General features: G+C 50.9%; 21 protein-coding genes, 1 tRNA gene and 1 pseudogene. 18 read left to right on the top strand and 5 right to left on the bottom strand.

Annotation, left to right across the window (positions count from 1 at the left end; genetic code table 11):
* The first annotated feature begins 12 nt into the window (after window positions 1-12).
* The 14 genes from J0X00_RS07460 to J0X00_RS07395 all read left to right on the top strand — a co-directional run bounded on the left by J0X00_RS07460 (window position 13) and on the right by J0X00_RS07395 (window position 13405).
* A complete protein-coding gene (locus J0X00_RS07460; protein WP_218562841.1) occupies window positions 13-1038 on the top strand; it encodes an amidohydrolase family protein in 1026 nt (341 codons plus the stop codon).
* Between the two features lie 14 nt (window positions 1039-1052).
* Complete coding sequence (locus tag J0X00_RS07455; protein WP_218562842.1) at window positions 1053-1730, top strand: 4-carboxy-4-hydroxy-2-oxoadipate aldolase/oxaloacetate decarboxylase; 678 nt, start codon at window positions 1053-1055, stop codon at window positions 1728-1730.
* Entirely contained in the window at window positions 1723-2787 is a 1065-nt protein-coding gene (locus J0X00_RS07450; RefSeq protein WP_282477835.1) for a 4-oxalomesaconate tautomerase, read from the top strand. The genes J0X00_RS07455 and J0X00_RS07450 overlap by 8 nt, the downstream gene beginning before the upstream one ends.
* Before the next feature lie 53 nt (window positions 2788-2840).
* Entirely contained in the window at window positions 2841-3710 is an 870-nt protein-coding gene (locus tag J0X00_RS07445) for an amidohydrolase family protein (RefSeq protein ID WP_136482654.1), read from the top strand.
* 13 nt (window positions 3711-3723) lie between these two features.
* A complete protein-coding gene (locus J0X00_RS07440; protein WP_282477834.1) occupies window positions 3724-4077 on the top strand; it encodes a protocatechuate 4,5-dioxygenase subunit alpha in 354 nt (117 codons plus the stop codon).
* A gap of 4 nt (window positions 4078-4081) precedes the next feature.
* Window positions 4082-4915 carry a class III extradiol dioxygenase family protein gene (locus tag J0X00_RS07435; protein WP_136482658.1) on the top strand — a complete coding sequence of 278 codons (834 nt, stop codon included), beginning with the start codon at window positions 4082-4084 and terminating at the stop codon, window positions 4913-4915.
* A 42-nt stretch (window positions 4916-4957) separates the two neighbouring features.
* Window positions 4958-5965, top strand: a complete 1008-nt coding sequence (locus J0X00_RS07430) for a tripartite tricarboxylate transporter substrate binding protein (RefSeq protein ID WP_282477833.1) — start codon at window positions 4958-4960, stop codon at window positions 5963-5965.
* Between the two features lie 77 nt (window positions 5966-6042).
* Window positions 6043-6558 (top strand): tripartite tricarboxylate transporter TctB family protein, encoded by a 516-nt coding sequence (locus J0X00_RS07425; RefSeq protein WP_136482662.1) that lies wholly within the window; start codon window positions 6043-6045, stop codon window positions 6556-6558.
* A gap of 1 nt (window position 6559) precedes the next feature.
* Window positions 6560-8080, top strand: coding sequence for a tripartite tricarboxylate transporter permease (locus J0X00_RS07420; RefSeq protein WP_218562846.1), 1521 nt, complete (start codon window positions 6560-6562; stop codon window positions 8078-8080).
* A gap of 93 nt (window positions 8081-8173) precedes the next feature.
* On the top strand, window positions 8174-8998 hold the full coding sequence (locus J0X00_RS07415) for a quinate dehydrogenase (protein ID WP_136482666.1): 825 nt from the start codon (window positions 8174-8176) through the stop codon (window positions 8996-8998).
* A gap of 46 nt (window positions 8999-9044) precedes the next feature.
* Entirely contained in the window at window positions 9045-10886 is a 1842-nt protein-coding gene (locus J0X00_RS07410) for a sugar phosphate isomerase/epimerase and 4-hydroxyphenylpyruvate domain-containing protein (protein WP_136482668.1), read from the top strand.
* A gap of 96 nt (window positions 10887-10982) precedes the next feature.
* Window positions 10983-11927, top strand: coding sequence for an AEC family transporter (locus J0X00_RS07405; RefSeq protein ID WP_240798117.1), 945 nt, complete (start codon window positions 10983-10985; stop codon window positions 11925-11927).
* Window positions 11928-12005: 78 nt separating this feature from the next.
* Complete coding sequence (locus J0X00_RS07400) at window positions 12006-12920, top strand: histone deacetylase (protein ID WP_136482672.1); 915 nt, start codon at window positions 12006-12008, stop codon at window positions 12918-12920.
* Between the two features lie 2 nt (window positions 12921-12922).
* Entirely contained in the window at window positions 12923-13405 is a 483-nt protein-coding gene (locus tag J0X00_RS07395; protein WP_136482674.1) for an NUDIX domain-containing protein, read from the top strand.
* Window positions 13406-13772: 367 nt separating this feature from the next.
* On the opposite strand, the gene J0X00_RS07390 is transcribed toward J0X00_RS07395, so the two are convergent.
* The 3 genes from J0X00_RS07390 to J0X00_RS07380 form a co-directional block, all read right to left on the bottom strand.
* Window positions 13773-14969, bottom strand: a complete 1197-nt coding sequence (locus J0X00_RS07390) for an amino acid aminotransferase (RefSeq protein WP_136482676.1) — start codon at window positions 14967-14969, stop codon at window positions 13773-13775.
* Between the two features lie 18 nt (window positions 14970-14987).
* Window positions 14988-15599 (bottom strand): YitT family protein, encoded by a 612-nt coding sequence (locus tag J0X00_RS07385; RefSeq protein ID WP_136482678.1) that lies wholly within the window; start codon window positions 15597-15599, stop codon window positions 14988-14990.
* A 168-nt stretch (window positions 15600-15767) separates the two neighbouring features.
* The gene (locus J0X00_RS07380; RefSeq protein ID WP_136482680.1) at window positions 15768-16232 is read right to left on the bottom strand and encodes an Lrp/AsnC family transcriptional regulator; all 465 of its coding nucleotides are present in this window, start codon (window positions 16230-16232) and stop codon (window positions 15768-15770) included.
* Between the two features lie 434 nt (window positions 16233-16666).
* Between J0X00_RS07380 and J0X00_RS07375 the strand changes: the two are divergent.
* The 3 genes and pseudogenes from J0X00_RS07375 to J0X00_RS07365 all read left to right on the top strand — a co-directional run.
* Window positions 16667-17176 (top strand): annotated as a pseudogene (locus tag J0X00_RS07375) (FAD-binding domain-containing protein); the annotation flags it as partial.
* Window positions 17177-18721 (top strand): cryptochrome/photolyase family protein, encoded by a 1545-nt coding sequence (locus J0X00_RS07370; RefSeq protein ID WP_282477832.1) that lies wholly within the window; start codon window positions 17177-17179, stop codon window positions 18719-18721. It begins immediately after the preceding pseudogene.
* Window positions 18721-19428 (top strand): SDR family oxidoreductase, encoded by a 708-nt coding sequence (locus J0X00_RS07365; protein WP_282477831.1) that lies wholly within the window; start codon window positions 18721-18723, stop codon window positions 19426-19428. Before J0X00_RS07370 ends, J0X00_RS07365 begins: the two co-directional genes overlap by 1 nt.
* 114 nt (window positions 19429-19542) lie before the next feature.
* On the opposite strand, the gene J0X00_RS07360 is transcribed toward J0X00_RS07365, so the two are convergent.
* Window positions 19543-19633 (bottom strand) — tRNA-Ser (locus J0X00_RS07360).
* Between the two features lie 598 nt (window positions 19634-20231).
* On the opposite strand from J0X00_RS07360, the gene J0X00_RS07355 reads away from it, so the two are divergent.
* Window positions 20232-20798, top strand: a complete 567-nt coding sequence (locus J0X00_RS07355; RefSeq protein ID WP_136482690.1) for a porin family protein — start codon at window positions 20232-20234, stop codon at window positions 20796-20798.
* A 132-nt stretch (window positions 20799-20930) separates the two neighbouring features.
* Here the strand turns inward: J0X00_RS07355 and J0X00_RS07350 are convergent, their stop codons facing one another.
* Window positions 20931-21905, bottom strand: a complete 975-nt coding sequence (locus tag J0X00_RS07350; protein ID WP_282477830.1) for a transposase — start codon at window positions 21903-21905, stop codon at window positions 20931-20933.
* Window positions 21906-22455 lie beyond the last annotated feature (550 nt).

Below are 22455 nucleotides of genomic sequence, written 5' to 3'. Positions count from 1 at the left end.
AGCAGACTAAGTATGATTATTGATTGTCATGGCCATTACACGACAACGCCGCCACAAGTCGGTGATTATCGTGAATCACAAAAAGCCGCATTAAAACAAGACCCAGCCTATCGTGGCGAGAAAGGGACGATCCACATCAGCGATGATGAAATCCGCGAAAGCATTGATAATAACCAGTTGCGTCTGCAACAAGAGCGCGGAACCGACCTGACGATTTTTTCCCCGCGTGCCAGCTGGATGGGACACCATATTGGCAACGAGTACACCAGCCGTTACTGGACCGAGCATCAGAATGACCTGATTCGCCGCGTGTGTGACCTGTATCCGAATAACTTTGCGCCGGTAGCCCAGCTACCCCAATCACCGGGGATTACGCCGAGCAAATCCATTCCTGAACTGGTGCGTTGTGTCGAAGAGATGGGTTTTATCGGCTGTAACCTCAACCCGGATACCACAGGTGGCTTCTGGCAGGACGCTTCGCTGGGCGATCGCAGTTTTTACCCTCTTTACGAAAAACTGGTCGAGCTGGATGTTCCGGCGATGATCCATGTCAGTGCCGCATGTAACCACTGTTTCCATACCACCAGCTCTCACTATCTGGGGGCTGATACCACAGCGTTCAGTCAGTTGCTGATGTCTGATGTGTTTAAAGATTTTCCTGAGCTGAAGATCATCATTCCGCATGGCGGCGGTGCCGTGCCTTATCACTGGGGACGTTTCCGTGGTATCGCTCAGGATATGGGCTTGCCACCGCTGGAAGAGTCAGTCCTCAACAACATCTATTTCGATACCTGTGTTTACCACCAGAAAGGTATCGACCTGCTGCTTGATCTGCTGCCGGCCAAAAACATCTTGTTTGCATCGGAAATGATCGGCGCAGTAAGAGGAATCGACCCGGAAACCGGCCACTATTTCGATGACACCAAACGCTATATCGATGCCAACACCAAGCTGTCGGAGCAGGAAAAATCGATGATTTTTGAAGGCAATGCCCGTCGGGTATTCAGCCGCCTTGATGGCATTCTTAACCAGGCTTAATTCAGGAGAGCAAAATGAGTAACCACGTAGTAGTACAGAACATTGAACGCGTCGCTCCTGACATTGTGCAAGGTCTGGCGCAGTGTGGTGTGGCCACCGTCCATGAGGCGCAGGGCCGTAAAGGTTTGCTGGCGGATTATATGCGTCCTATTTACAGCGATGTGGCGGTAGCGGGCTCTGCCCTGACCATTTCGGGTGCGGCTGGTGACAACTGGATGATGCATGTCGCGATGGAACAGGCTCAGGCTGGCGATATTCTGGTGTTTGCGCCAACCTCGCCGTCAAATCACGGCTTTTTTGGTGACCTGCTTGCGACATCTGCCCAGTCACGCGGTGTGGTCGGACTAATTATTGATGGTGGCGTACGTGATGTGCGCACGCTGAAAGAGATGAATTTCCCGGTCTGGTCTAAGCATATTTTTGCTCAGGGCACCATCAAGTCCACCCTGGGTTCCGTCAATGTACCAGTGGTTTGTGCTGATGAAGTGGTCAACCCGGGCGATGTGATTGTTGCCGATGATGATGGCGTGTGTGTGGTGCGCCGCGAAGAGGCGGAGTGGGTGCTTAATGAAGCTCGTGCCCGTGAAGCGCGCGAAGAAGCTAAACGGGTGCGCCTCGCCAATGGTGAACTGGGCCTGGACATCTATGAGATGCGTGAGCGTCTGGAACAAGAAGGCCTGAAATATGTCTGAGCAGCCGTTCTCAGCACCATGCATGTGGATGCGTGGCGGCACATCGAAAGGGGGCTACTTCCTGGCATCGGATCTGCCGGCCGATCCAACCGAGCGTGATGCGTTTCTGCTGGAGGTGATGGGCTCTCCGGATGTGAAACAGGTTGATGGAATGGGCGGGGCCAGCCCGCTGACTTCGAAAGTGGCGGTAGTGAAACCGTCTGAGCGTCTCGGTGTGGATGTCGATTATCTGTTTTTGCAGGTGTTTGTTGATCAGCCTTTGGTCGCCGATAAACAGAACTGCGGCAACATTCTCGCCGGTGTCGGCCCCTTTGTGATTGAGCATGGGTTGGTTGAGGCCGATGAATTGGTGACCGAAGTCACTGTGTTTATGGAAAACACCGGTCAAATCGCAATTTGTCGTGTGCCGACACCACAAGGTCAGGTAACTTACCGTGGGGTATCCTGTATAGATGGTGTGCCGGGTACGGCCAGCGCGATTGAGATTGAGTTTCAGGACACGGCAGGTTCCAGCTGCGGGGCCTTGCTGCCAACCGGGAACGAGGTGGATGAAATCAACGGGCTTCATGTCACTTTGATTGATAACGGCATGCCGGTGGTGGTGATTGCAGCAGACGAACTTGGATTGTCAGGCTCAGAAAGCCCGCAAGATCTGGAAAACAATCAGGAACTGCGGCTGCAACTCGAGCAACTGCGTCTGAAAGCCGGACCGATGATGAATTTGGGAGATGTCACTGAACTCTCGGTGCCGAAATTGAGTATTGTCAGCGCACCACAACAGGGCACGATCAATACCCGCACTTTCATTCCTCATCGCTGCCATGATGCCATTGGTGTGCTGGGGGCGGTGAGTGTGGCGACAGCCTGTCTGTTGCCACACTCACCGGCTAGCCAGGTGGCCCGATTGGAGAAAGCGCAGCGTATGACCCTCAGCGTTGAGCACCCAACCGGTGAATTAAGTGTTGTGGTCAGTTTAGACCAACAGGATAACGTAAAAAGCGCTGCGATTTTGCGTACGGCACGCAAGCTGTTCGACGGCGTAGTATTTGGTCGCTAAGACGACCGAAACGTGAAACATAACTAGAAGATTACAATAACAAGGACGATAAGATGGATAAAGATTACTTACCTTTTCATCCCGACCCGAGCAAGCCTACTTACGTCGCACCCGCTGGTGCGGTGGATGCCCACTGCCACGTTTTTGGTCCGGCAGAGCAGTTTCCTTACTCGCCCAAGCGTAAATATACCCCGTGTGATGCGTCGAAACATCAGCTGTTCGCACTGCGTGACCACCTCGGCTTTGCCCGTAATGTGATAGTGCAGGCGTCGTGTCATGGCACGGATAACGCAGCGTTGCTGGATGCCCTGCAAACCGCGGGTGATTTAGCACGTGGCGTGGCGGTAGTCTCACCGGACATTAGCGAGCAAGAGCTGCAGCAGATGCACGATCTGGGTGTGCGAGGTGTGCGTTTTAACTTCGTAAAACGTCTGGTCGATGCGACACCAAAAGAAGTGTTCCTCAATATCGCGCACAAGATTCGTCCTTTGGGCTGGCATATTGTGGTCTATTTCGAAGCGCAGGATTTTGACGATATCGCCCCGTTCCTGCTCGAACTCGATACCCAGATCGTTATCGATCATATGGGCCGTCCCGACGTTGCTCTCGGCGTCGACCATCCTGACTTCCAAAAATTTGCCCAGTTACTGGCTGATAATCCACAAATCTGGACCAAGGTCAGCTGTCCGGAGCGCCTGACTCAGACTGCACCGGATTACAGCGACGTGGTGCCGTTTGCCAAACATCTGGTGGAACGTTTTCCTAATCAGGTGCTATGGGGCACTGACTGGCCGCATCCGAATATGAAATCGCATGTGCCTGATGACGGTCACCTGGTTGATGTGATTCCCCTTATCGCGCCGACAGCGGAGTTGCAACAGACACTGTTGGTCGATAATCCGATGAAACTGTACTGGCAATAAAGGAGAAGCAAGGATGGCTTACGCAAAAAATGAAGTGCCTATTTTGGGTACCACGTTTTTCGACGGCAACATGGCACGCAAAGGTTATGGCCTGAACAAAATGTGTTTCTCCCTCAACGATTCCTCAGCGCGCGAAGCGTTTTTTGCTGATGAGATGGCTTATTGCGATCGTTTTAACCTGAGCGAAGAGCAGAAGCAGGCGGTACGCGATCGCGATGTGCTGCGCATGATTGAGCTGGGCGGCAACATCTATTATCTGGCGAAATTTGCCGGCGCACTGGGGATGAACATGCAGGATATCGGTGCATTGCAAACCGGCATGTCACTGGAAGCGTTTAAACAGAAACTGGTCGATGCAGGGAGATAAGCAGATGGCACAAATTTTAGGCGGCATTACCACGTCACACATTCCGGCGATTGGTAAAGCGATTGATCAGGGTCTGGAGCAGACCCCGTACTGGAAACCATTCTTTGATGCTTACCCACCGGTGCGTGAATGGCTGAGCGAAAAGCAACCGGATGTGGCGATTATTTTCTACAACGACCATGGCCTGGAATTTTTTATTGACCGTAAACCGACGTTTGCGATTGGTGTGGCAGAAGAGTACCACAATGCCGATGAGGGCTGGGGTATAAAACCGATTCCGACCATTCAGGGCGAATCTGAGCTGGCGTGGCACATTTGTAATGAGCTGGTAGACAACGAATTTGACATCACGATTTGCCAGGAAATGAAAGTCGACCACGGCCTGACCATTCCAATGCAGCTGATGTGGCCGGGCTTTAAATACGATCATATCAAAGTGATCCCGGTGTGTATCAATATCGAACAGCATCCGATGCCATCACCAAAACGTTGTTATGACCTGGGTAAAGCGATCGGCGATGCAGTACGCAGTTTTGATCAGGATCTCAAGGTGGTTGTGCTGGGCACCGGTGGTCTGTCCCATCAACTGGATGGCGAACGCGCCGGATTCATCAATAAAGAGTTTGACCTCTACTGTATGGATAAAATTGTCAGCGAACCGCAAGCGTTAACCAAACTGTCTGTGCGCGATTTGGTTGAACAGGCTGGCTCTCAGGGACCGGAACTCAATATGTGGCTCGGCATGCGCGGTGTACTGAATCCGCAACTGACGGTGCTGCACAGTAATTACCACGTGCCGATCTCTAATACCGGTGCCGGATTACTCCTACTTGAATAATTTCTCCTACGACGTGAAATAACATAATAACAGGACCAGAACATGAAACAGACTTACCTCAAACGCCTGGCTGTGGGCATGATGATGATGAGTTCATCGCTGGCGATGGCGGCCGATTATCCGAGTAAAAATATCCAAGGCATTATTCAGTGGGGTGCGGGCGGTGCCACTGACAGCATCATGCGTTCCGTCACACCGGGGGCGGAAAAGCAACTGGGTACCGATATCATCCTCACCAACCGCGGTGGTGGTGCAGGTGCGATTGCGACTAAGTACGTTAATGCCCGCAGTGCTGACGGTTACACTCTGCTGATGGGGGCGGAGCCGACCCAGATGGCTAAGGTTATGGGGCTGGGCAAACTCGATTACAGCGACATGGTGCCAATTTCGGTGCTGGCGCAGGGGATTTCAATCATCGTGGCGCGCAATGACGCCCCATACGATAACCTGCATGAGTTAATCGAATACGCGAAAGCCCATCCGAAAGAGATCAAACTGGGTTCAACCGGACCGGGGGGGTTACCTTCAGTTTTGCTGGCGATTCTGAAAAGCGCTGAACCGTTTGAAGTGACTGAGATCCCGTATAACGGTGACGGTCCGGGTATGACCGCCATTCTGGGTAACGCGATTGATGTGATGCCGACCGCATACGGCCCGGCCAAAGAGTATCTTCGCGCCGGTCAGATGAAAGTGATTGGTCTGATGGACAAAGAGCCGAATGCACACTTCCCGGATGTTAAACCGGTAACGGATTACTATCCGCAACTGGCCTCACAGCTGCCGTATAACTCCTTCTTTGGTATTTTCGTCAAAAAAGGTACACCGGATGATGTGGTGAGCAAATTGTCCGCGGCATTTAACCATTCCGCCAGCAGCGATGAGTTCAAAAACCTGATGGAGCAGCGCGGTTTTAACTATCTTGGTCTGTCTGGCAAGGAAGCGGGTGACTATGTCGAGCGTTTTCGCTCGGTAGCATCCTGGATTGCTTACGATTCCGGCATTGCCAAATTCTCTCCGGAAAAATTTAACATCAAAAAAGTCAGTCAATAATGAGGTAGCGAATACAGGCATGCGCGGCGTGCCTGTATTCGTGCACCCATAATAATATGTGAGTGAGGAGATTGACCATGGAGGTTAAATCCAGAAAACCGGGAGAATTGGTATTCAGTGTACTCATGGTATTGCTGAGTGCCGGCTTGTTGTATCAGGCATTTTTCATTTCCGACTCCCATGCGTTGAGTTCACCTGGCGCGTTTCCGATGAGTGCAGCGGCGATCATGCTGGTGTTCTCATTGATTACCGTGAAGGACACACTGAAAAAAGCACCGGTGAAATCGGCGCTGCGCGCTTTTCTGCAGCAGATTGTGCCGACCAATGTAGTGATCATGCTGGTACTGATTGGCCTGTTTGCTTTTTGTCTGGAAAGCATCGGCTTTGTGATTACCACGTTTGTTTTTCTGACCGTTACCCTGCTGCTGTTGCATCAGCGTAACCTGGTTAAAGCGGTCACCATTGCGCTGCTGGCACTGGTGGTGATTTATATTATTTTCCGTCTGGTGTTTTTGGTTATCCTGCCAGAAGGGGTGATTCCAGAAGGTGATGTGCTGTCTTATCTCTCTTCATTATTTAGCGGAGGCGCCTGAGATGTTGGAATCTATCAACTATTTTCTGATGTCATGGACATCAATGAACCTGTTTTTACTGACCGCTCTGGGGACCTTTCTCGGGATCTACATCGGCGCGATTCCCGGTTTGTCAGTCACTATGGCTGTATCGATCCTGATTTCGTTTACTTTCCCCTGGGATCTGAATAACGCTTTGTGTCTGATGGTCGGTGTTTACATGGGCGGCGTATATGGCGGCTCACGAACCGCCATTCTGTTGAATATTCCGGGCTCGCCATCGGCGATTGCCACCGCAATCGATGGTTATCCGCTGGCTGAAAAAGGCGAAGCCGGGCGTGCAATCGGCCTGACCACGATCATGTCGGTTGTGGGTGGCTTTGTCGGGATTCTGGTCCTGTCGTTTGCCGCGCCGGTCGTGAGTACATTTGCGATTCAGTTCCAGCCACGTGACTATCTGATGATAGGTATGCTTGGCATCATGCTGATTAGCTCATTATCCGAAGGCAGTTTTGCCAAAGGGATGTTTACCGGCGCGATCGGTATCCTGATCGGTACGGTTGGCCTCGATCCGCTAACAGCGGAAGAGCGTTTTACTTTTGGGGTGGTCGAACTGTGGGATGGTATCAACCCGATTGCCGTTATGATCGGTATGTTTGGTCTGTCTGAAGTGCTCAGTCAGCTGCACAATATCGACAAAGCAGTCATTAAACAGAAGCTGACTAAAATCATTCCGGGTTGGATGGATGTACGCCGTTACCTGCCACTGAGTATTAAATCTTCCTTGATGGGCGTTGTGGTTGGCGCGCTGCCGGGCACCGGCGGTGATATCGCGTCTTTGATGGCTTACGACTATGCCAAACGCAGCACGAAAAATCCGGAAGTGCCGTTCGGCCAGGGCGCAAAAGAGGGCCTGGTGGCACCGGAAGCGGCCAATAATGCGGCGGTAGGCGGTGCCTACATTCCGATGCTGACGCTGGGTATTCCCGGCGATGCGGTTACCGCGGTGTTTATCGGTGCGCTGTTCATCCACGGCCTTAATCCGGGCCCGCTGCTGCTGGCCGAAAATCCGAGCATTTTCTGGTTTACCGTCGGCAGCCTGACGTTGGCTAACCTGTGCGTGCTGGTGTTTGGTCTGACCGGAATCAAGGTGTTCAGTAAAATGGTCAGCTGTCCGAAAGGGATCCTGATGCCACTTATTGTCGTGCTGTCAGTGGTGGGTGCTTACGCGATCAATAACTCGATCACCGATGTGTGGTGGATGATGGCGTTTGGTGTGCTGGGCTATTTTATGCGCCAATACAACTACCCGATAGCACCGGTTATTTTGGGTGTGATTCTGAGCGATCTGATGGATCAGAACTGGCGCCGGGCGATGTTGTCCGAGCAGGACAATATTTTGTCCTTTATCCAGGGCATTTTTACCAGTCCGATCTCAACCGTGCTGGCGGTAGTGATCGCCCTGATCTATCTGTCACAGACCCCGGTCTGGAAAAAGATTAAGCACAACTGCGCGCAGCGCAAAACGTTCGCGAAACAATAACAAGAGATAACAGAGACAGACTTCAGCACAGCCTTGTCGGGCTGTGCTGCGGTGTGCTGCTGCCTGTTGTCCGCAAAATGAGAGGAAATCCCGATGAAACTTGGACTTATTGGTCAACATATTCAAAAAAGTAAATCTCCTCAACTTCATGAATTGCTGGGTAAAAAGCTCGATATTGCTACCAGCTACGATCTGTTTGACTGCAAACTCGATAACGAGCAGGCCTTGTACGAATTACTCAAGGATCTCAAACAGCGTGGCTATCGCGGTGTTAACGTCACCCACCCTTATAAAGTGTGGGCCTGGAACATCGTGGCGAATACATTTAACACCAGTGCCGGGCTGGGTGCCCTTAATACGCTGATCATTGACGGCGAAGAACTGAGTGGCACCAATACCGATTGCAGCGGTTTTGTGCGTGCCTATCAAAAAGAGTGTTCAGACCTCAAACCGGGCAAAGTGCTGATGAAAGGCGCTGGTGGTGTCGGGCGCGCGATCGCCTTTGGCCTGGGTATGCTCGAGGTGGAACACCTGTACATCTTTGATGAAAACACAGTCAGCCTGCAGGCGCTGGTCAGCGATTTGCAGCAGGCCGGTGTCGCGTGCAGCGCGCTTACCGCTGATGCAGTGACGGCATGTGCACTCAATTGTGATGGTCTGGTCAATGCTACACCGGTTGGTCACTACACCACGCCGGGCGCCTCGTTCAGTGCTGAGCAGGTGCAGGGCCAGCGCTGGGTTTTTGACGCAGTGTATACACCGGTCGCAACCGAATTTATTTGTCTGGCCCGCGCGGCAAATATGAGCGTCATCAGCGGCTTTGAGCTGTTTATCCACCAGGGAGTCGATGCCTACCAGTGGTTTTCCCAGCGCGCGGTCGACAGTCAGCTGCTCAGCGGCGAAATCAGTGTGGAGTAACTTTGCCGCGGTTAACGCGTGGTAAAGCACAAACAAGGACAAGAGTATGAAAACAGGTATTGCAACCGTCAGTATCTCCGGATCGCTGGTCGACAAACTGCATGCGGCGGCCAACGCCGGCTTTGACGGTGTGGAAATTTTTGAAAACGATTTAACCCAGTCCGATCTGTCACCGCGTCAGGTACGCCAGTTGGCAGAAAGTCTTGGTTTGGAAATTATTGCCTTACAGCCGTTTCGTAATTTTGAAGCGATGCCGGAGGCGATACGCAAACAGAACTTTTATCAAGCCCGCAAGAAGTTTGAACTGATGCATGAATTGGGTACGTCACGTCTGATGGTGTGCTCGAACGTGTCTCCGCATGTGATTGATGACCCGGCGCGCGCAGCGGCCGATTTGCATCAACTGGCAGAGCTGGCTGCGCAGGAAAACTTCCAGATCGGCTACGAAGCGCTGGCCTGGGGACGTTACGTGCATGACTACGATCAGGCGTGGGATATCGTTAAGCAGGCAGACCACGGCAATCTCGGTATCGTGCTTGATACCTTTCATATGTATGCGCGGAATAATACCCTCGACACCATGCGTAATGAGATCACGGCCGATAAAATCGCTCTGGTTCAACTAGCGGATGCCCCAAGCCTGCAGATGGATGTGCTTAACTTCAGCCGCCATTTCCGCTGCTTTCCAGGGCAGGGCGATATGCCAATCATCGAATTTATGCAGTGCCTGAAAGAGAAGGGTTATCGTGACTATATCTCCCATGAGATCTTTAACGATGAATTTCGTGCTTCGCTGGCGAGCGAAAAAGCGACCGACGGTATGCGTTCGCTGATTTGGCTTGGTGAACAGCTCAAAGAGCCGGAAGTGCCGGAGCCGACCATAGATTCACTGGCCTTTATCGAATTTGCCATTGAGGGTGAAGATGGCCAGAAGCTAGTCAATCTGTTGCAGCAGCTTGGTTTTGCCATCACCCATCGCCACCGTTCTAAAAAAGTGGATCTGATGCGTCAGGGTAAGATTAATCTGGTGCTGAATTATGAGCCACAAAGTCAGGCGCACCATTATTTTCTTTCCCACGGTGTGTCGGTATGCGCACTCGGTTTTGGCACCAGCAGCGTGGCACAAATGATTAAGCGCACTAAGCATTATGATTGTGCCCGCTTTAATAATCAGGCCGGCCCGGGTGAGTTGAACATTCCGGCGATTAAGGGCGTCGGTGATCAACTGATCTACTTTGTCGACAGCCAGTCGGTACCGGAATTCTATGATATCGACTTTGTTCCGGTCAGCGATCCCAACCATGCCCATGCGGGGGCCGGGCTGCGAGAGTTTGATCACGTCGGACAAACGGTACTCGACACCGACATGTTGTCGGCCACCTTCTTCTTTAAAGCCCTGTTCGGCTTTGACATCGAGCCAAGTCAGGATATGACGGATATTAATGGACTTGTGACCAGTCGTGTGGCCAAGAGTCCGGCCGGCAATATCCGTATGCCATTTAATACCTCGTCGGCGCGTAACTCTTCCGCGCAGCGTTTTGTCAATCAGGCACAGGGTGCGGGTGTGCAACAAATTGCCTTTAATTGTGACGATATTTTTGCGACAGTACAGCAAGTATCCCGTGATTGTATCCTGCCTATCCCGGCTAACTACTATCGTGATCTGGAAGCGCGCTTCCAGCTTGATACCGAGTTGCTGGCCCTGATGCAGGAGTACCACATTCTGTATGACCAGAATGAGGAAGGGCACTTCTTCCATTTCTATACCACAGAGCACTTTGGTGTGTTCTTTGAAGTAGTGCAGCGGGTCAATTATCAGGGGTACGGTGAACCGAACGCTCATATCCGCCTCGCTGCACAGGCTCGGCAGCAGCGCATTGGCAACTAAGCCGTGACATCCGCCAGCCGCCGATGAAGGAGAAAGGGTGATGCCGCTGGGTATCACCCTTTTTGTTGTTGAATTATAAGGAAGTCTATCTTGAACGTGTTATCCGTCGTGTTTCCCATCTTTCTGATTATTTTTCTTGGCTACCTGTGTGTGCGGCGCGGATTAATCTCCGCCGGCGCGGTGGCGGAAATGGGGCGTTATGTTATGTATCTGGCATTACCGGCGGTGATCATCAAAACCCTGATGGAGCTGCCGCTGAGCGAACTGTTTAATCCCCGTTATCTGCTAGCTTACCTGCTGACGTCGTTATCGGTGATGGTGGCTGGTTTCTATCTGTTGCGACGTGGCATGCAACAGGGCGGACTCGATAGCGCGCTGATGATGGCCGGTATGGTGGTACCCAATAGTGCATTTATCGGCTATCCGGTAATGTTGCAGCTGATGGACTCGCCGCCGGTGAGTGGTTTTGCCATGGCATTGATCATCGAAAATCTGTGTGTGTTGCCTATCTGTTTTATTTTAATGGACTTTCATGCAACCAGTAGTCAAAGCGGTTTACGCTCACGGATAATGGGTGTTTTAAAGCGTACCAGTAAGAATCCGCTGCTGATTTCGATTGTGCTGGGTGTAGTGGGTAATATCCTGGCCGTACCGCTTCCGGATGTTATCAATCAGACGCTGACCTTGCTGGCACCGTCTGCGGTATCAGTGGCGCTGTTTGTGATTGGTGGTTCACTGGCAACGATCGCGATTAAAGAGACCCGCTGGTGGCCGCTGCTGACCACGGTATCGGTCAAGCTGGTGGTGCATCCTCTGGTGGCACTGCTGCTGATGTCCTGGCTGTTGCCGGGACAAACCGCACTGACCATGACTCTGGTGGTTATCACGGCAGTGCCAATGTTCAGCATTTATGCGGTGGTCGGCGAAGTGTATTCGCGGCGTGCTTTTTGCGCCACCGCGCAGCTGGTGGCGACCGCTGCATCTCTGGTGTCGATTCCGATGATGCTGAGCATTGCCAGTTGGTGGCTGGCGCGCGGATAAGGTGCCTTGGCAGAGGTATTGTGAAGCAAGGCGGCAAACTGTTACCATCCGGCTATTGATTATTTGTCGGGCGTGGACATGATTCCGCTGATTTATCACCCCATCTATTCGCAACTGCCGCTGCCCGAAGGGCATCGTTATCCGATCAATAAGTACCGTTTGTTGTATGAGGCGCTGCAGCAACAAGCACCTGACTGGTTAGCCGCGTTTGAGTTCTTTGCTCCTCAGGCGCTGACTCTGAAGGATATCTGTCAGGTTCATAACGCAGAGTATGTCCGGGCGCTGGCTGACGGCCTGCTGCCGGCGGCAAAAATGCGTCGTATCGGTTTTCCCTGGAGCCCGGCTCTGATTGAGCGCACCCTGACTTCGGCAGGCGGAACCACGCTGACCGCGCAACTGGCGCTGCAGCATGGTCTGGCGATTCATCTTAGTGGTGGCTATCACCATGCGCACCATGATTTTGGCAGTGGATTCTGCCTGTATAACGATCTGGTGCTGGCGGCGCATCGCGCCTTGCAGCACGAGGGGGTCGACAAAGTTCTGATTGTTGACAGTGATGTGCATCATGGCGACGGCACCGCGACCTTGTGCGCCGGACGTGACGACATCATTACCTTATCTTTCCATTGTGATAAAAATTTCCCGGCCCGCAAGCCGGAGTCCGATCTGGATGTCGCCTTAAGCCGTGAAGCTGATGATGATGAATTCCTCAGCCACTTTATCTCTGTCGTCACCATGGCGGTCAATCTGCATCAGCCGGATCTGATTATTTACGATGCCGGCATCGATATTCACCAGGACGATGAGCTGGGCTACCTCAATGTCTCGACGGCGGCGATATATCAGCGTGACTGCTTTATGATGGATCTGGCGCGCGAGCGGCGCCTGCCGATGGCGTGTGTGGTCGGCGGTGGCTACCGCAGTGATCATCAGACCCTGGTGCCGATTCATCTGCAACTGTTTAAAGCCGCATTTGACCGCTACAAGGAGTAACTATGCAACATCGTATTCGTGGTGCCGGTATTTTGATTGACAATGATGCGGTACTGCTGGTGAAAATTCGCGACTTTACCGGTGAGTACTGGATCCCGCCCGGTGGCGGGTTTGAAGAGGGAGATCGCAGTACCAAAGCCTGTGTGCAGCGTGAATTTCGGGAGGAAGCGGGGATTGAAGTTGAAGTCGGTGAACTGATCTGTGTGCGTGAGTTCCTTGAGCATGACCCTAAACGCTACCATGCCGAGTTCTTCTATGCGATTGACCGTTATCGGGGTACGCCCAATACGGACAACCTGAAAGGACTCAATGATGAAGCGGTGATTCAGTCGGTGGAGTGGGTGCCTGTCGAAACACTGCCAACGTTGCGGGTCTATCCGGCGGAGCTGCATGGCCCCTTGATTGAATGGACCCGCCAGCGCCGTTTCAGCAGGCATTTGGGCAGTTATATTCAGGGTAATGCCGAGCACATTAATCATTTGTGACTCGTTGTTGACTGTGTGCAGAGAAGCCCGCCCCGGATTGCCGCATACTGTTGGGGGGCCTTGTTGGTAAACCCCTGGTCCAAACACGACCAGAAACACCACGTCGCCACAGCGAACTGAATCTGTGCTTCGGCAATCGCTCATCAGCGACTTTTGAATGGATTACGTTGCCAGTGTCTGTTCATCTCTGCTGAATGTCACTATTTTTAGCGATAAAGCTCGTTGGGATCAAAGATCAATAACACAAGGACGTGAATTGGTCTGAGTTGGATTTGCGCAGTATAGCGATGCTGAAGAATGAGGCTGACTGCGCCGCCAGGCAGCGCAGTCAGATGACCGTTCGGCGTACCGGTTGGGTCATCCCCCGTTATCTGAGAGCTGAAAACGCCGCGGCCACTTTAGCCACATTGCTTTCGTTAAGGCCAGCCAGACACATGCGGCCGCTGCTGATCAGGTAGATGCCGTGTTCTTCACGCAGGGTATCCACTTGCTCGGCGCTGAAACCTGTGTAGCTAAACATGCCTTTCTGTTTCACCAGGAAGCTGAAATCTTTGTGCGGACAAAGTTGCTGCAAAGTGTTGTGCAGGGTTTCACGCATGGTGAGAATACGGCTGCGCATCTCTTCAACTTCGCTTAGCCAAAGATCGTTCAGCTGCTGCGTGTTCAGCACATTTGACACCACTTTCGCGCCGTATTTAGCCGGGCTCGAGTAGTTACGACGTACGGTTGCCTTCAACTGGCCCAGAACACGTGACGCTTCTTCGCTGTCGTTACACACCACTGACAAACCGCCGACCCGCTCGCCATACAGAGAGAAAATCTTCGAGAATGAGTTGGAAACAAAGCTGACCACATTGGGCTCAAGCGCAATTTTACGGATCACATAAGCGTCATCAGCCATGGTGTCACCGTAGCCCTGATACGCCATATCAAAGAATGGGATTAGCTGATTGCGTTTAATAATTTCAATCACCTGATCCCACTGTTCATTGGTCAGGTCGACACCCGTCGGGTTATGGCAGCAAGGGTGCAGCAGGACAATATCCTGAGCAGGCAGCTGACTTAAGGCCGAGAGCATGCCATCGAAATCCAGCATCTTGGTCTGCGGATCGAAGTAAGGGTAAAAATCAACCTGGAAACCGGCGCCGGCAAAAATTGCATTGTGGTTTTCCCACGTCGGGTTACTGACCCAGACGGTGGATTTTGGGAAGTAGTAATGCAGGAAATCCGCACCGATCATCAGTGCACCTGAACCACCGAGCGACTGGATTGTCGCTACGCGCTGATCTGTCAGCGCCGGATGGTTAGCGCCGAACACCAGGTTCTGTACACCCGCACGGTATGGTGCCAGGCCTTCCATTGGCAGGTAAACACATGGCTCGGCATCGGCTTGTTGCAGCTGCACCTGAGAAGCGGCCACCGATTTCAGGGTCGGGATTTTGCCATTCTGGTCGTAGTACAAACCAATACTCAGATTGACTTTGTCAGACCGGTCATCCGCCATAAATTTTTCCATCAGAGACAGGATAGGGTCTCCGGCGTATGCTGTGACATGGTTAAGCACAGTGTTTCTCCTTAATTTTTATACTTGGTAACGATCTGAGCGATGGTTAAGCGCGATGATTAGGTTGAGCACCAGGCCGCAAACAACCGACAGCGCTAACTCATACAGTCCGACCACGGACAATGACACCAACATGATGATCAGGTCAATCCCCATCAGCAGCCACCCGGCTCGCAGACCAAATCTGTCTTGCACATATAAGGCGAGAATATTGAATCCGCCCAGGCTGGCTTTGTGGCGAAATAAGATAATAAATCCGGTACCAAATAAAAAGCCACCAAAAATCGCCGCATAAATCGGATTGAGGTTACTGATCTGAATAAATTGGCTTTGAGTATTGGTGATAAAGGAAACTAACCCAACCGCAGTAAAGGTTTTCAGGCAGAACAGCCAGCCCATGCGGCGCAGAGCTAAATAGTAAAACGGCAGGTTAACCAGGAAAAAGATGGTGCCGAATTCCAGATGATAATGGTAACTCAAAAACAGCGACAGGCCGGCGGTGCCACCGGTGACCATACCGACTTGCTTTAAAAATAGTACCCCAAAGGCGACCAGGCTGGTGCCCATCACCAGCGCCATGGCATCTTCAAACCACTTATGATGTGTGTTTGCGACAGCGACTCCCGACATCGTAATCATCCCTAATGTTAATGTTGAGCTAAATGCGTGAATTGTGCGTTATTAATATCACAATGAAATATTCATGCAATAACTAATCAATTTTAGCTCAATGTGTGCATTTAAAGCCGGTTTGTTGCGCCAAATGCGCGCCAGGATACCTATTTTGGTGCAGAGTTTTTATTGGGAAATGACGTTACCGTGTTCTTTGACCCGTTCCAGCACCACCGAGGTTTTGATATGGGAAATGAGTTTGGTGGTGAAAATACGGTTGATCAGGGCATTCAGAGTATCCAGGTCGGAGACCAGGCTCTTGACCAGATAATCGGCATCACCTGTGGTTTTAAATGCATCGATAATCGATGGCTCATTATTTATAAAGTTCAGAAAGTTAAGTGTTTTTTCCTGTTCATGATTAAGCAGTTTAATCTCAATCATGGCGATCATGTCCTGTTTCAAGGCTTGTGGTGAGATACGGGCGTGATAGCCGAGGATCAGTTGCTGGTTTTCCAGGCTGATCCGGCGCCGTGAGCATTGCGAGGCTGACAGGCCGATAATGTCGCTAAGTTCTTGATTAGTAAGACGTCCGTTCTCCTGCAGTAGTTGCAGTATTTTGACATCATAGTCGTCCAGTGTGCTGACCATAGTGTGTCCCTGTTAGCGGTTGCTGTTATCGGTGAATGAGCTCGATTGTACCAACTCACCGTCTGGGCGACTACTTGAGAATCGCGTCTACTGAGACAGGATTTGCGTCCACCGTCAAAATGTAACAGGTATTTTCTAACGCAAGAAAGTGGAGAGAGTGAATATACCCGGGTCGCAACCAGTTTGTTGACCCCTGAACGGGTGCAGCGACTGGCCGATGCTATCTCACTGTGTTTTGAAATCTAGCCCGGGTAAGGAAAAATCGCCAAGCTTATGTGATCTCAATAAGTTAACGGTCGTAAAACAGGGCATTGCTGGCGGATGTAAGGGATAAGGAGCGCACAGTGAAACGCACTCTGGGGCTGTACTGGTTTACTAATGATCTAAGATTGCTGGATAACGGGCTGCTGCATAAAGCCGCTGCGCAAGTGGACGAGCTGCTGTGGCGAGATTATTTCTATTTTTACGCTCTGCGTTATGCCGAGCGCCTGTTTAAGTTTGGCGGAATTGAGGATAAAGCCCCGCTCACCAGCTACTATGCGCAGCGTTTTCAGGCCTGGAAGCAGGGCACGACGCCGTTTGCTATCGTCAATGCCTGTATGCGTCAGTTGCGTGAAACTGGCTATATGTCTAACCGTGGTCGGCAGCTGGTGGCCAGTTGCCTGATCCATGAGCTTCAGATCGACTGGCGTTACGGCGCTGCCTATTTTGAAACCCAGTTGCTGGACTATGATGTCGCCTCGAACTGGGGCAACTGGCAGTATCTGGCAGGTGTCGGCGCTGACCCGCGCGGCTCACGCCAGTTTAATCTGGATAAACAAACCGAGATGTACGATCCGCAGGGGCATTTTATCCGCCGCTGGCATGGCGATTCCACACAGGCGGAGCTGGACTCCGTCGATATGGTGGACTGGCCGGTTGGGCCACTAAAGAGAGACACCTAAATGCAGTTTGATACGTTACGTCTGATTCTGGGCGACCAACTCAACAGCGAGCATTCCTGGTTTGAACAGGTCGATGAGCGGGTGATCTATCTGATTGCCGAGATCAGACAAGAGAATACCTACGTTAAACATCATATTCAGAAGAGCTGCGCGTTTTTTGCGGCTATGAGCCAGTTTGCCCGTCAAAAGCAGAGCGAAGGTCATCAGGTATTGCACCTGACCCTGGATGACAGCACGCAGTTTGCCGATTTAGCTGCGTTGATTCAGCACTATGTACGAGAAGTGGGGGCGACAAAATTTGAATACCAGCGCCCGGATGAGTACCGCTTGTTAGCGCAATTGGCCAATCTCAAGCTTGACGGAGCCGTGATAGGCTGTGTCGATACCGAGCATTTCCTGCTGCCGTTTGATGAAATAGAGCAACAGTTTCCGCCCGGTAAACACATTCTGATGGAGCATTTTTACCGCCGGATGCGTAAACGGTTCAATATCCTGATGCAGGAAGGGAAACCAGAAGGCGGCAAATGGAATTATGACGCCAGCAATCGTAACAAACTGAAAGCGAAGGACATCCAACAACTGCCACAACCTTTATTGTTCGAGCTGGATGTCAGTGATATTCGCGAACGACTTAAACGTCACAATATTCCGACGATAGGACGTCTGGATGGCAAACTTATCTGGCCGGTCAACCGGGCGCAGAGTTTGTCGTTGCTGGCGCATTTCTGCCAGGTGTGCCTGCCGCGTTTTGGTCAGTTTCAGGATGCGATGACGGCGCAGCATGAGTCCAAATGGAGTTTGTACCACAGCCGCTTATCGTTCGCGCTGAACACCAAGCTGCTGCATCCGCGCGAGGTGATCGACGCGGCGCTGGTGATGTTTCGCGCCAGTCGTGGCGTCGATATTGCCCAGGTCGAAGGCTTTATCCGTCAGATCCTCGGCTGGCGCGAATACATCCGCGGCGTCTACTGGGCCAATATGCCGGCCTATCCGGATAAAAATGAACTGGGGGCCAAGCGGCGGCTGCCGCACTATTTCTGGAGTGGTGACACCAAAATGGTCTGCATGCAGCAGGCGATAGGACAGTCACTCGATTATGCTTACGCTCATCATATTCAGCGTTTAATGGTGACCGGCAATTTCTGTCTGCTGACCGGAATCGACCCGAATCAGGTCGACGAATGGTACTTAGGCATTTATGTCGATGCGATTGAGTGGGTGGAGATGCCGAACACGCGTGGGATGGCGCTGTTTGCCGATGGCGGGATTGTCGGAACTAAGCCCTATGCGGCCAGCGGATCTTATATCAATAAAATGAGCGACTACTGTAAAAGCTGTCATTATGATCATAAAGCGCGCAGCGGAGCGTGCTCTTGCCCGTTCAACAGTTTGTACTGGCGCTTTATGGATAAGCACGCTAAGCGCCTCGCCACGAACCCGAGAACCGGGATGATTTTCCGCTCCTGGGACAACATGGATCCGCAGCAGCGCACCACGATTCTTGACACGGCTGAGTCTCATCTGGCCAACCTGGAGCAGTTGTAATGCATATTGTGATTATCGGCGGTAACGGCGGGATTGGTTTTGCCATGCTGCAGCATACACTTGAGCGTTTTCCTGAGGCGAAAATTACCGCTACCTTTCGTCGCCGCCGGCCACAATGGCCACATCCGCGTGTCAATTGGCAGTCGCTCGATGCCAGTAACGAAGATGAGGTACGCAGATTAAGTGATACCACGGACTCAGTCGACTGGCTGATTAACTGCATCGGCCTATTGCACAGTGCTCAGCAGGGGCCGGAGAAGAATATCAACGCGCTGAACGCTGAGTTTTTTCAGCACAATATGATGGTGAATACGTTACCCATGCTGCTGCTGGCCAAGTATTTTACTCCGCTGCTAAAACGCAGTACGGCGCCCAAATTTGCCGCGCTGTCGGCCAGGGTCGGCAGTATCAGCGATAATCGCCTCGGCGGTTGGTACAGCTATCGCGCCTCAAAAGCGGCGCTGAATATGGTAGTGAAAACCTTGTCGATAGAATGGCAGCGTACCCTAAAACATGGCACGCTGCTGGCGCTGCATCCCGGCACCACCGACACTGCGCTCTCTGCGCCGTTTCAGGCTAACGTACCGCCCGGCAAACTGTTTACTCCGGCGTATGTCGCACAGCAACTGACTGATATCATTACGAACGCCACGCCTGAGCAAAGCGGTTCGTTCCTGGCTTATGACGGCCAGACCATCCCCTGGTGAGAATTTATAACGGGACACACACCGTAACTATGAATGAAATATAACAAGGGCACACATGGTCAGTGATAGGCAGAAACGAAAAAAGCCGCTGATAAATCAGCGGCTTTTCGAATGTGGCGGAGAGATAGGGATTTGAACCCTAGGTACGCTATTAACGTACGCCGGTTTTCAAGACCGGTGCTTTCAACCACTCAGCCATCTCTCCGTTGTTGAGGCGCATATTAGCGACCCGATAAAATCTTGTAAAGTACCAATTGAATCGTTTGCTGAAATTATGCGCACTTGAGCCGAAAAACTTGTTCTACCTGGCGTTTTTCTCATTCTCTGGCACGAAAAAGAAGCGCGTTTACAGGGACACCCATCATTACATTGACGATTTTTGTTCCTTTGTCAGGACACCCAGGTTATTGTATTTTTCTCAACAGCCCGTTTTGTTCACAGGGCACTCACCGTAGTAAAATAATTATTAAGATGCTGCTCTCATATATCCATTGTGTTACTTATAATATTAACTTTTATTGTTCGTTATCCTGTGTAAAGCTTTATTTATCTTCTATGTTATTCCTATCTAACTAATACCTTTTGGCATTCTTATTTAAATTTATTGACTTTTTTCGAATTAAGTCCTGACTTAAAAGTAACCTGGTAATAACAATTTCCAGTCTGATTCAGCTAACTTATTAAAGCGTTATCTTGATTGAATAAACTTTTTAATCATTAATCAGAACCATACTGGTGTGAACAACGAAATTTAGTCACAGACCACGCCAATAATATTTTGACAAAATCACTAGGAGTAAAAGATGAATAAATACCTTCCAATTCTAGCGAGTGCCATGGCATTAACTGCATTCAGCGCGGCGTCACAAGCTGCGGTAATGGATGATGAAAGTGGCTTTTATGTAGGTGGTAACTACGGTTATGTAAAAGTAGACGGGCAAGATGATTTTGATGATGACAATGATGTCATGCAGGCGTTGGCAGGTTATAAACTTAACCGTTATGTAGCGGTTGAGGGAAGCTACATCGATTTTGGCAAATATGGTGGTGGTATTGCCAAAGCTGAAACAGATGGTTACACAGCAGCTCTAAAACTCACTGCGCCAATTGCAGAACGTGTGGAGTTGTATGCGAAAGGCGGTCAGTTGTGGTACACCACGGATTACGATATTGCCGGAGTGCATGGTGATGAAGATGATGAAGCGTTATTCGCTGGTGCAGGTGTCGGTTTTAAAGTGACCAATAATTTCCTCGTCAATGCTGAATATACCTGGTATGACGTTGATCTTGACGCGAATGATGCTCTAAATGGTGCTGATACCAACACTGACTTTAATCAGGTTTCTGTTGGTGCAGAATATCGTTTCTAAGTCCGGTAAATAATTTTCAGGGCGCTGGCGTTATTTTTAAATTTAATATCGGCGCCCTCTAGCTGTTCAATATTAGATGGTTCGGAGCCATAAGCCAATGACTGCTTCATGTTCTGGATTATTCTTTCTGAGTTAAGAGATAACAATCCCTGTTATACGCTGGCGATTTAACTGTACTTTCGCTGTATTTAGATTATCTCTGGTGCCAATCCAAAGTCTCGAACGAATTTCCAGCACTGTGCAGAGCGCAATACATTCCTTCGGTGGTAAAGAGAGCCGGGTCAGTATCGGTGGTGTATTGTGCGCTATATGACCTGATTTCCCCTCTCGTATTTGCCTCCCCAGCCAGTCCAGTAACTTCAGGTAGTCAGTCAGGCGAAATGGAATGACTGCTCTGCCACTATTACTACTGTTGCTATTGTTGTCATCGATGAAATCGAGCAGGGGCTGATGAGATAACAAGTCTTGTTTTAAGTTTTCCAGCCGGATTTTGATGGATGTATAGTCTGATTGTTCCGGTGTTGGTGCCGCATTTGCCCGTACAGGGTTCAGATCGACATAAGCCATTGCGGCTAACAGGGCTTTTTCGTCCAGCAGCGCCTGAGATTTAAATCTTCCCTCCCAAAACCGTCCGGTACAGTGGTCTTCTCTATTGGCATGAGTTGCTATGTGCTGATTGAGTTCACGCATAAACCAGCTGAGTGAATAGAGACGGGTACGCCAGATTTCAATGATCTCATAACAAGTTTCTATTTCCGCTTTTGTCGTCACTTGACCGTGCTGAAAACGTTGAATAATCGCCGGAAGATGATGAGCGATGGACCAACGCTCAATCACTTGCTGCTCAGACAAAGCGAGAGCGCTTTGTTTGTCGATGTAAACGACGAGATGGTAATGATTGCTCATAACGGCGTAAGCACATATCTGAATGCAGTAGATGGTTGCCAGGCTCAATAGACGCTGCTCTACCCATTCGCGACGATGTGAATAGGATACGCCGGTAAGCGGGTCTTCACCACACAGAAATGAGCGCCGCACACAGCGCGAAACGCAGTGGTAGTAAGGTGTTATGTCAGGGCATATCAACTGAGAGCGTGCTGTCGTCATAAATATTACTCATGGTGAAACATGAGATGATTGTGGCTGACATCGTGGCGATAACAACTATGAACAGCAGATTCACGGGGCGGATCTCGGCAGGCTGTAACATCAGATGTTGCGTAAGCATGATGGAATACCCCCTAGTACGTATTCAAATCATTGCTAAATAGTGTGAGTGTTGTCCTTTGCTGGGATTTGGTCGCGCGGATTAAACCACGGCGTATATGGCGTAGGATGGGTGTCCTACTTAGAGTGGGTGTCCTGCTTAGAGGGTGAAGGAAGGTGTCCTATTATTGGATTTTAGCGCGAGTGTCCGACTAGAGATTTGGGATTTGGTCGCGCGGATTAAATCACGGCGTATATGGCGTAGGATGGGTGTCCTGCTTAGAGGATGAAGGAAGGTGTCCTATTATTGGATTTTAGCGCGAGTGTCCGACTAGAGATTGCTGATTAGAGAAGAAGACGAGAAAGGATTTAGGGTGTGTGTCCTGCTAGGAAAGGGGAGTTGGCGGCGCTATAAAACGAAAAAGAGAGCCGAAGCTCTCTTTTTCAGGTG

Source organism: Vibrio sp. ABG19, assembly GCF_029962385.1.
In the GTDB taxonomy this organism is placed as follows: Bacteria; Pseudomonadota; Gammaproteobacteria; order Enterobacterales; family Vibrionaceae; genus Vibrio; species Vibrio ostreae.
This window is presented reverse-complemented; position numbering and strand designations above follow the sequence as displayed.

Excerpts from the sequence above, each read along its gene's own strand:
- J0X00_RS07455 (WP_218562842.1), top strand. The coding sequence starts at position 1,053 with ATGAGTAACCACGTAGTAGTACAGAACATTGAACGCGTCGCTCCTGAC.
- J0X00_RS07420 (WP_218562846.1), top strand. The coding sequence starts at position 6,560 with ATGTTGGAATCTATCAACTATTTTCTGATGTCATGGACATCAATGAAC.
- J0X00_RS07450 (WP_282477835.1), top strand. The coding sequence starts at position 1,723 with ATGTCTGAGCAGCCGTTCTCAGCACCATGCATGTGGATGCGTGGCGGC.
- J0X00_RS07430 (WP_282477833.1), top strand. The coding sequence starts at position 4,958 with ATGAAACAGACTTACCTCAAACGCCTGGCTGTGGGCATGATGATGATG.
- J0X00_RS07440 (WP_282477834.1), top strand. The coding sequence starts at position 3,724 with ATGGCTTACGCAAAAAATGAAGTGCCTATTTTGGGTACCACGTTTTTC.
- J0X00_RS07410 (WP_136482668.1), top strand. The coding sequence starts at position 9,045 with ATGAAAACAGGTATTGCAACCGTCAGTATCTCCGGATCGCTGGTCGAC.
- J0X00_RS07395 (WP_136482674.1), top strand. The coding sequence starts at position 12,923 with ATGCAACATCGTATTCGTGGTGCCGGTATTTTGATTGACAATGATGCG.
- J0X00_RS07460 (WP_218562841.1), top strand. The coding sequence starts at position 13 with ATGATTATTGATTGTCATGGCCATTACACGACAACGCCGCCACAAGTC.
- J0X00_RS07400 (WP_136482672.1), top strand. The coding sequence starts at position 12,006 with ATGATTCCGCTGATTTATCACCCCATCTATTCGCAACTGCCGCTGCCC.
- J0X00_RS07350 (WP_282477830.1), bottom strand. The coding sequence starts at position 21,905 with ATGACGACAGCACGCTCTCAGTTGATATGCCCTGACATAACACCTTAC.
- J0X00_RS07380 (WP_136482680.1), bottom strand. The coding sequence starts at position 16,232 with ATGGTCAGCACACTGGACGACTATGATGTCAAAATACTGCAACTACTG.
- J0X00_RS07385 (WP_136482678.1), bottom strand. The coding sequence starts at position 15,599 with ATGTCGGGAGTCGCTGTCGCAAACACACATCATAAGTGGTTTGAAGAT.
- J0X00_RS07370 (WP_282477832.1), top strand. The coding sequence starts at position 17,177 with ATGCAGTTTGATACGTTACGTCTGATTCTGGGCGACCAACTCAACAGC.
- J0X00_RS07445 (WP_136482654.1), top strand. The coding sequence starts at position 2,841 with ATGGATAAAGATTACTTACCTTTTCATCCCGACCCGAGCAAGCCTACT.
- J0X00_RS07415 (WP_136482666.1), top strand. The coding sequence starts at position 8,174 with ATGAAACTTGGACTTATTGGTCAACATATTCAAAAAAGTAAATCTCCT.
- J0X00_RS07355 (WP_136482690.1), top strand. The coding sequence starts at position 20,232 with ATGAATAAATACCTTCCAATTCTAGCGAGTGCCATGGCATTAACTGCA.
- J0X00_RS07425 (WP_136482662.1), top strand. The coding sequence starts at position 6,043 with ATGGAGGTTAAATCCAGAAAACCGGGAGAATTGGTATTCAGTGTACTC.
- J0X00_RS07365 (WP_282477831.1), top strand. The coding sequence starts at position 18,721 with ATGCATATTGTGATTATCGGCGGTAACGGCGGGATTGGTTTTGCCATG.
- J0X00_RS07435 (WP_136482658.1), top strand. The coding sequence starts at position 4,082 with ATGGCACAAATTTTAGGCGGCATTACCACGTCACACATTCCGGCGATT.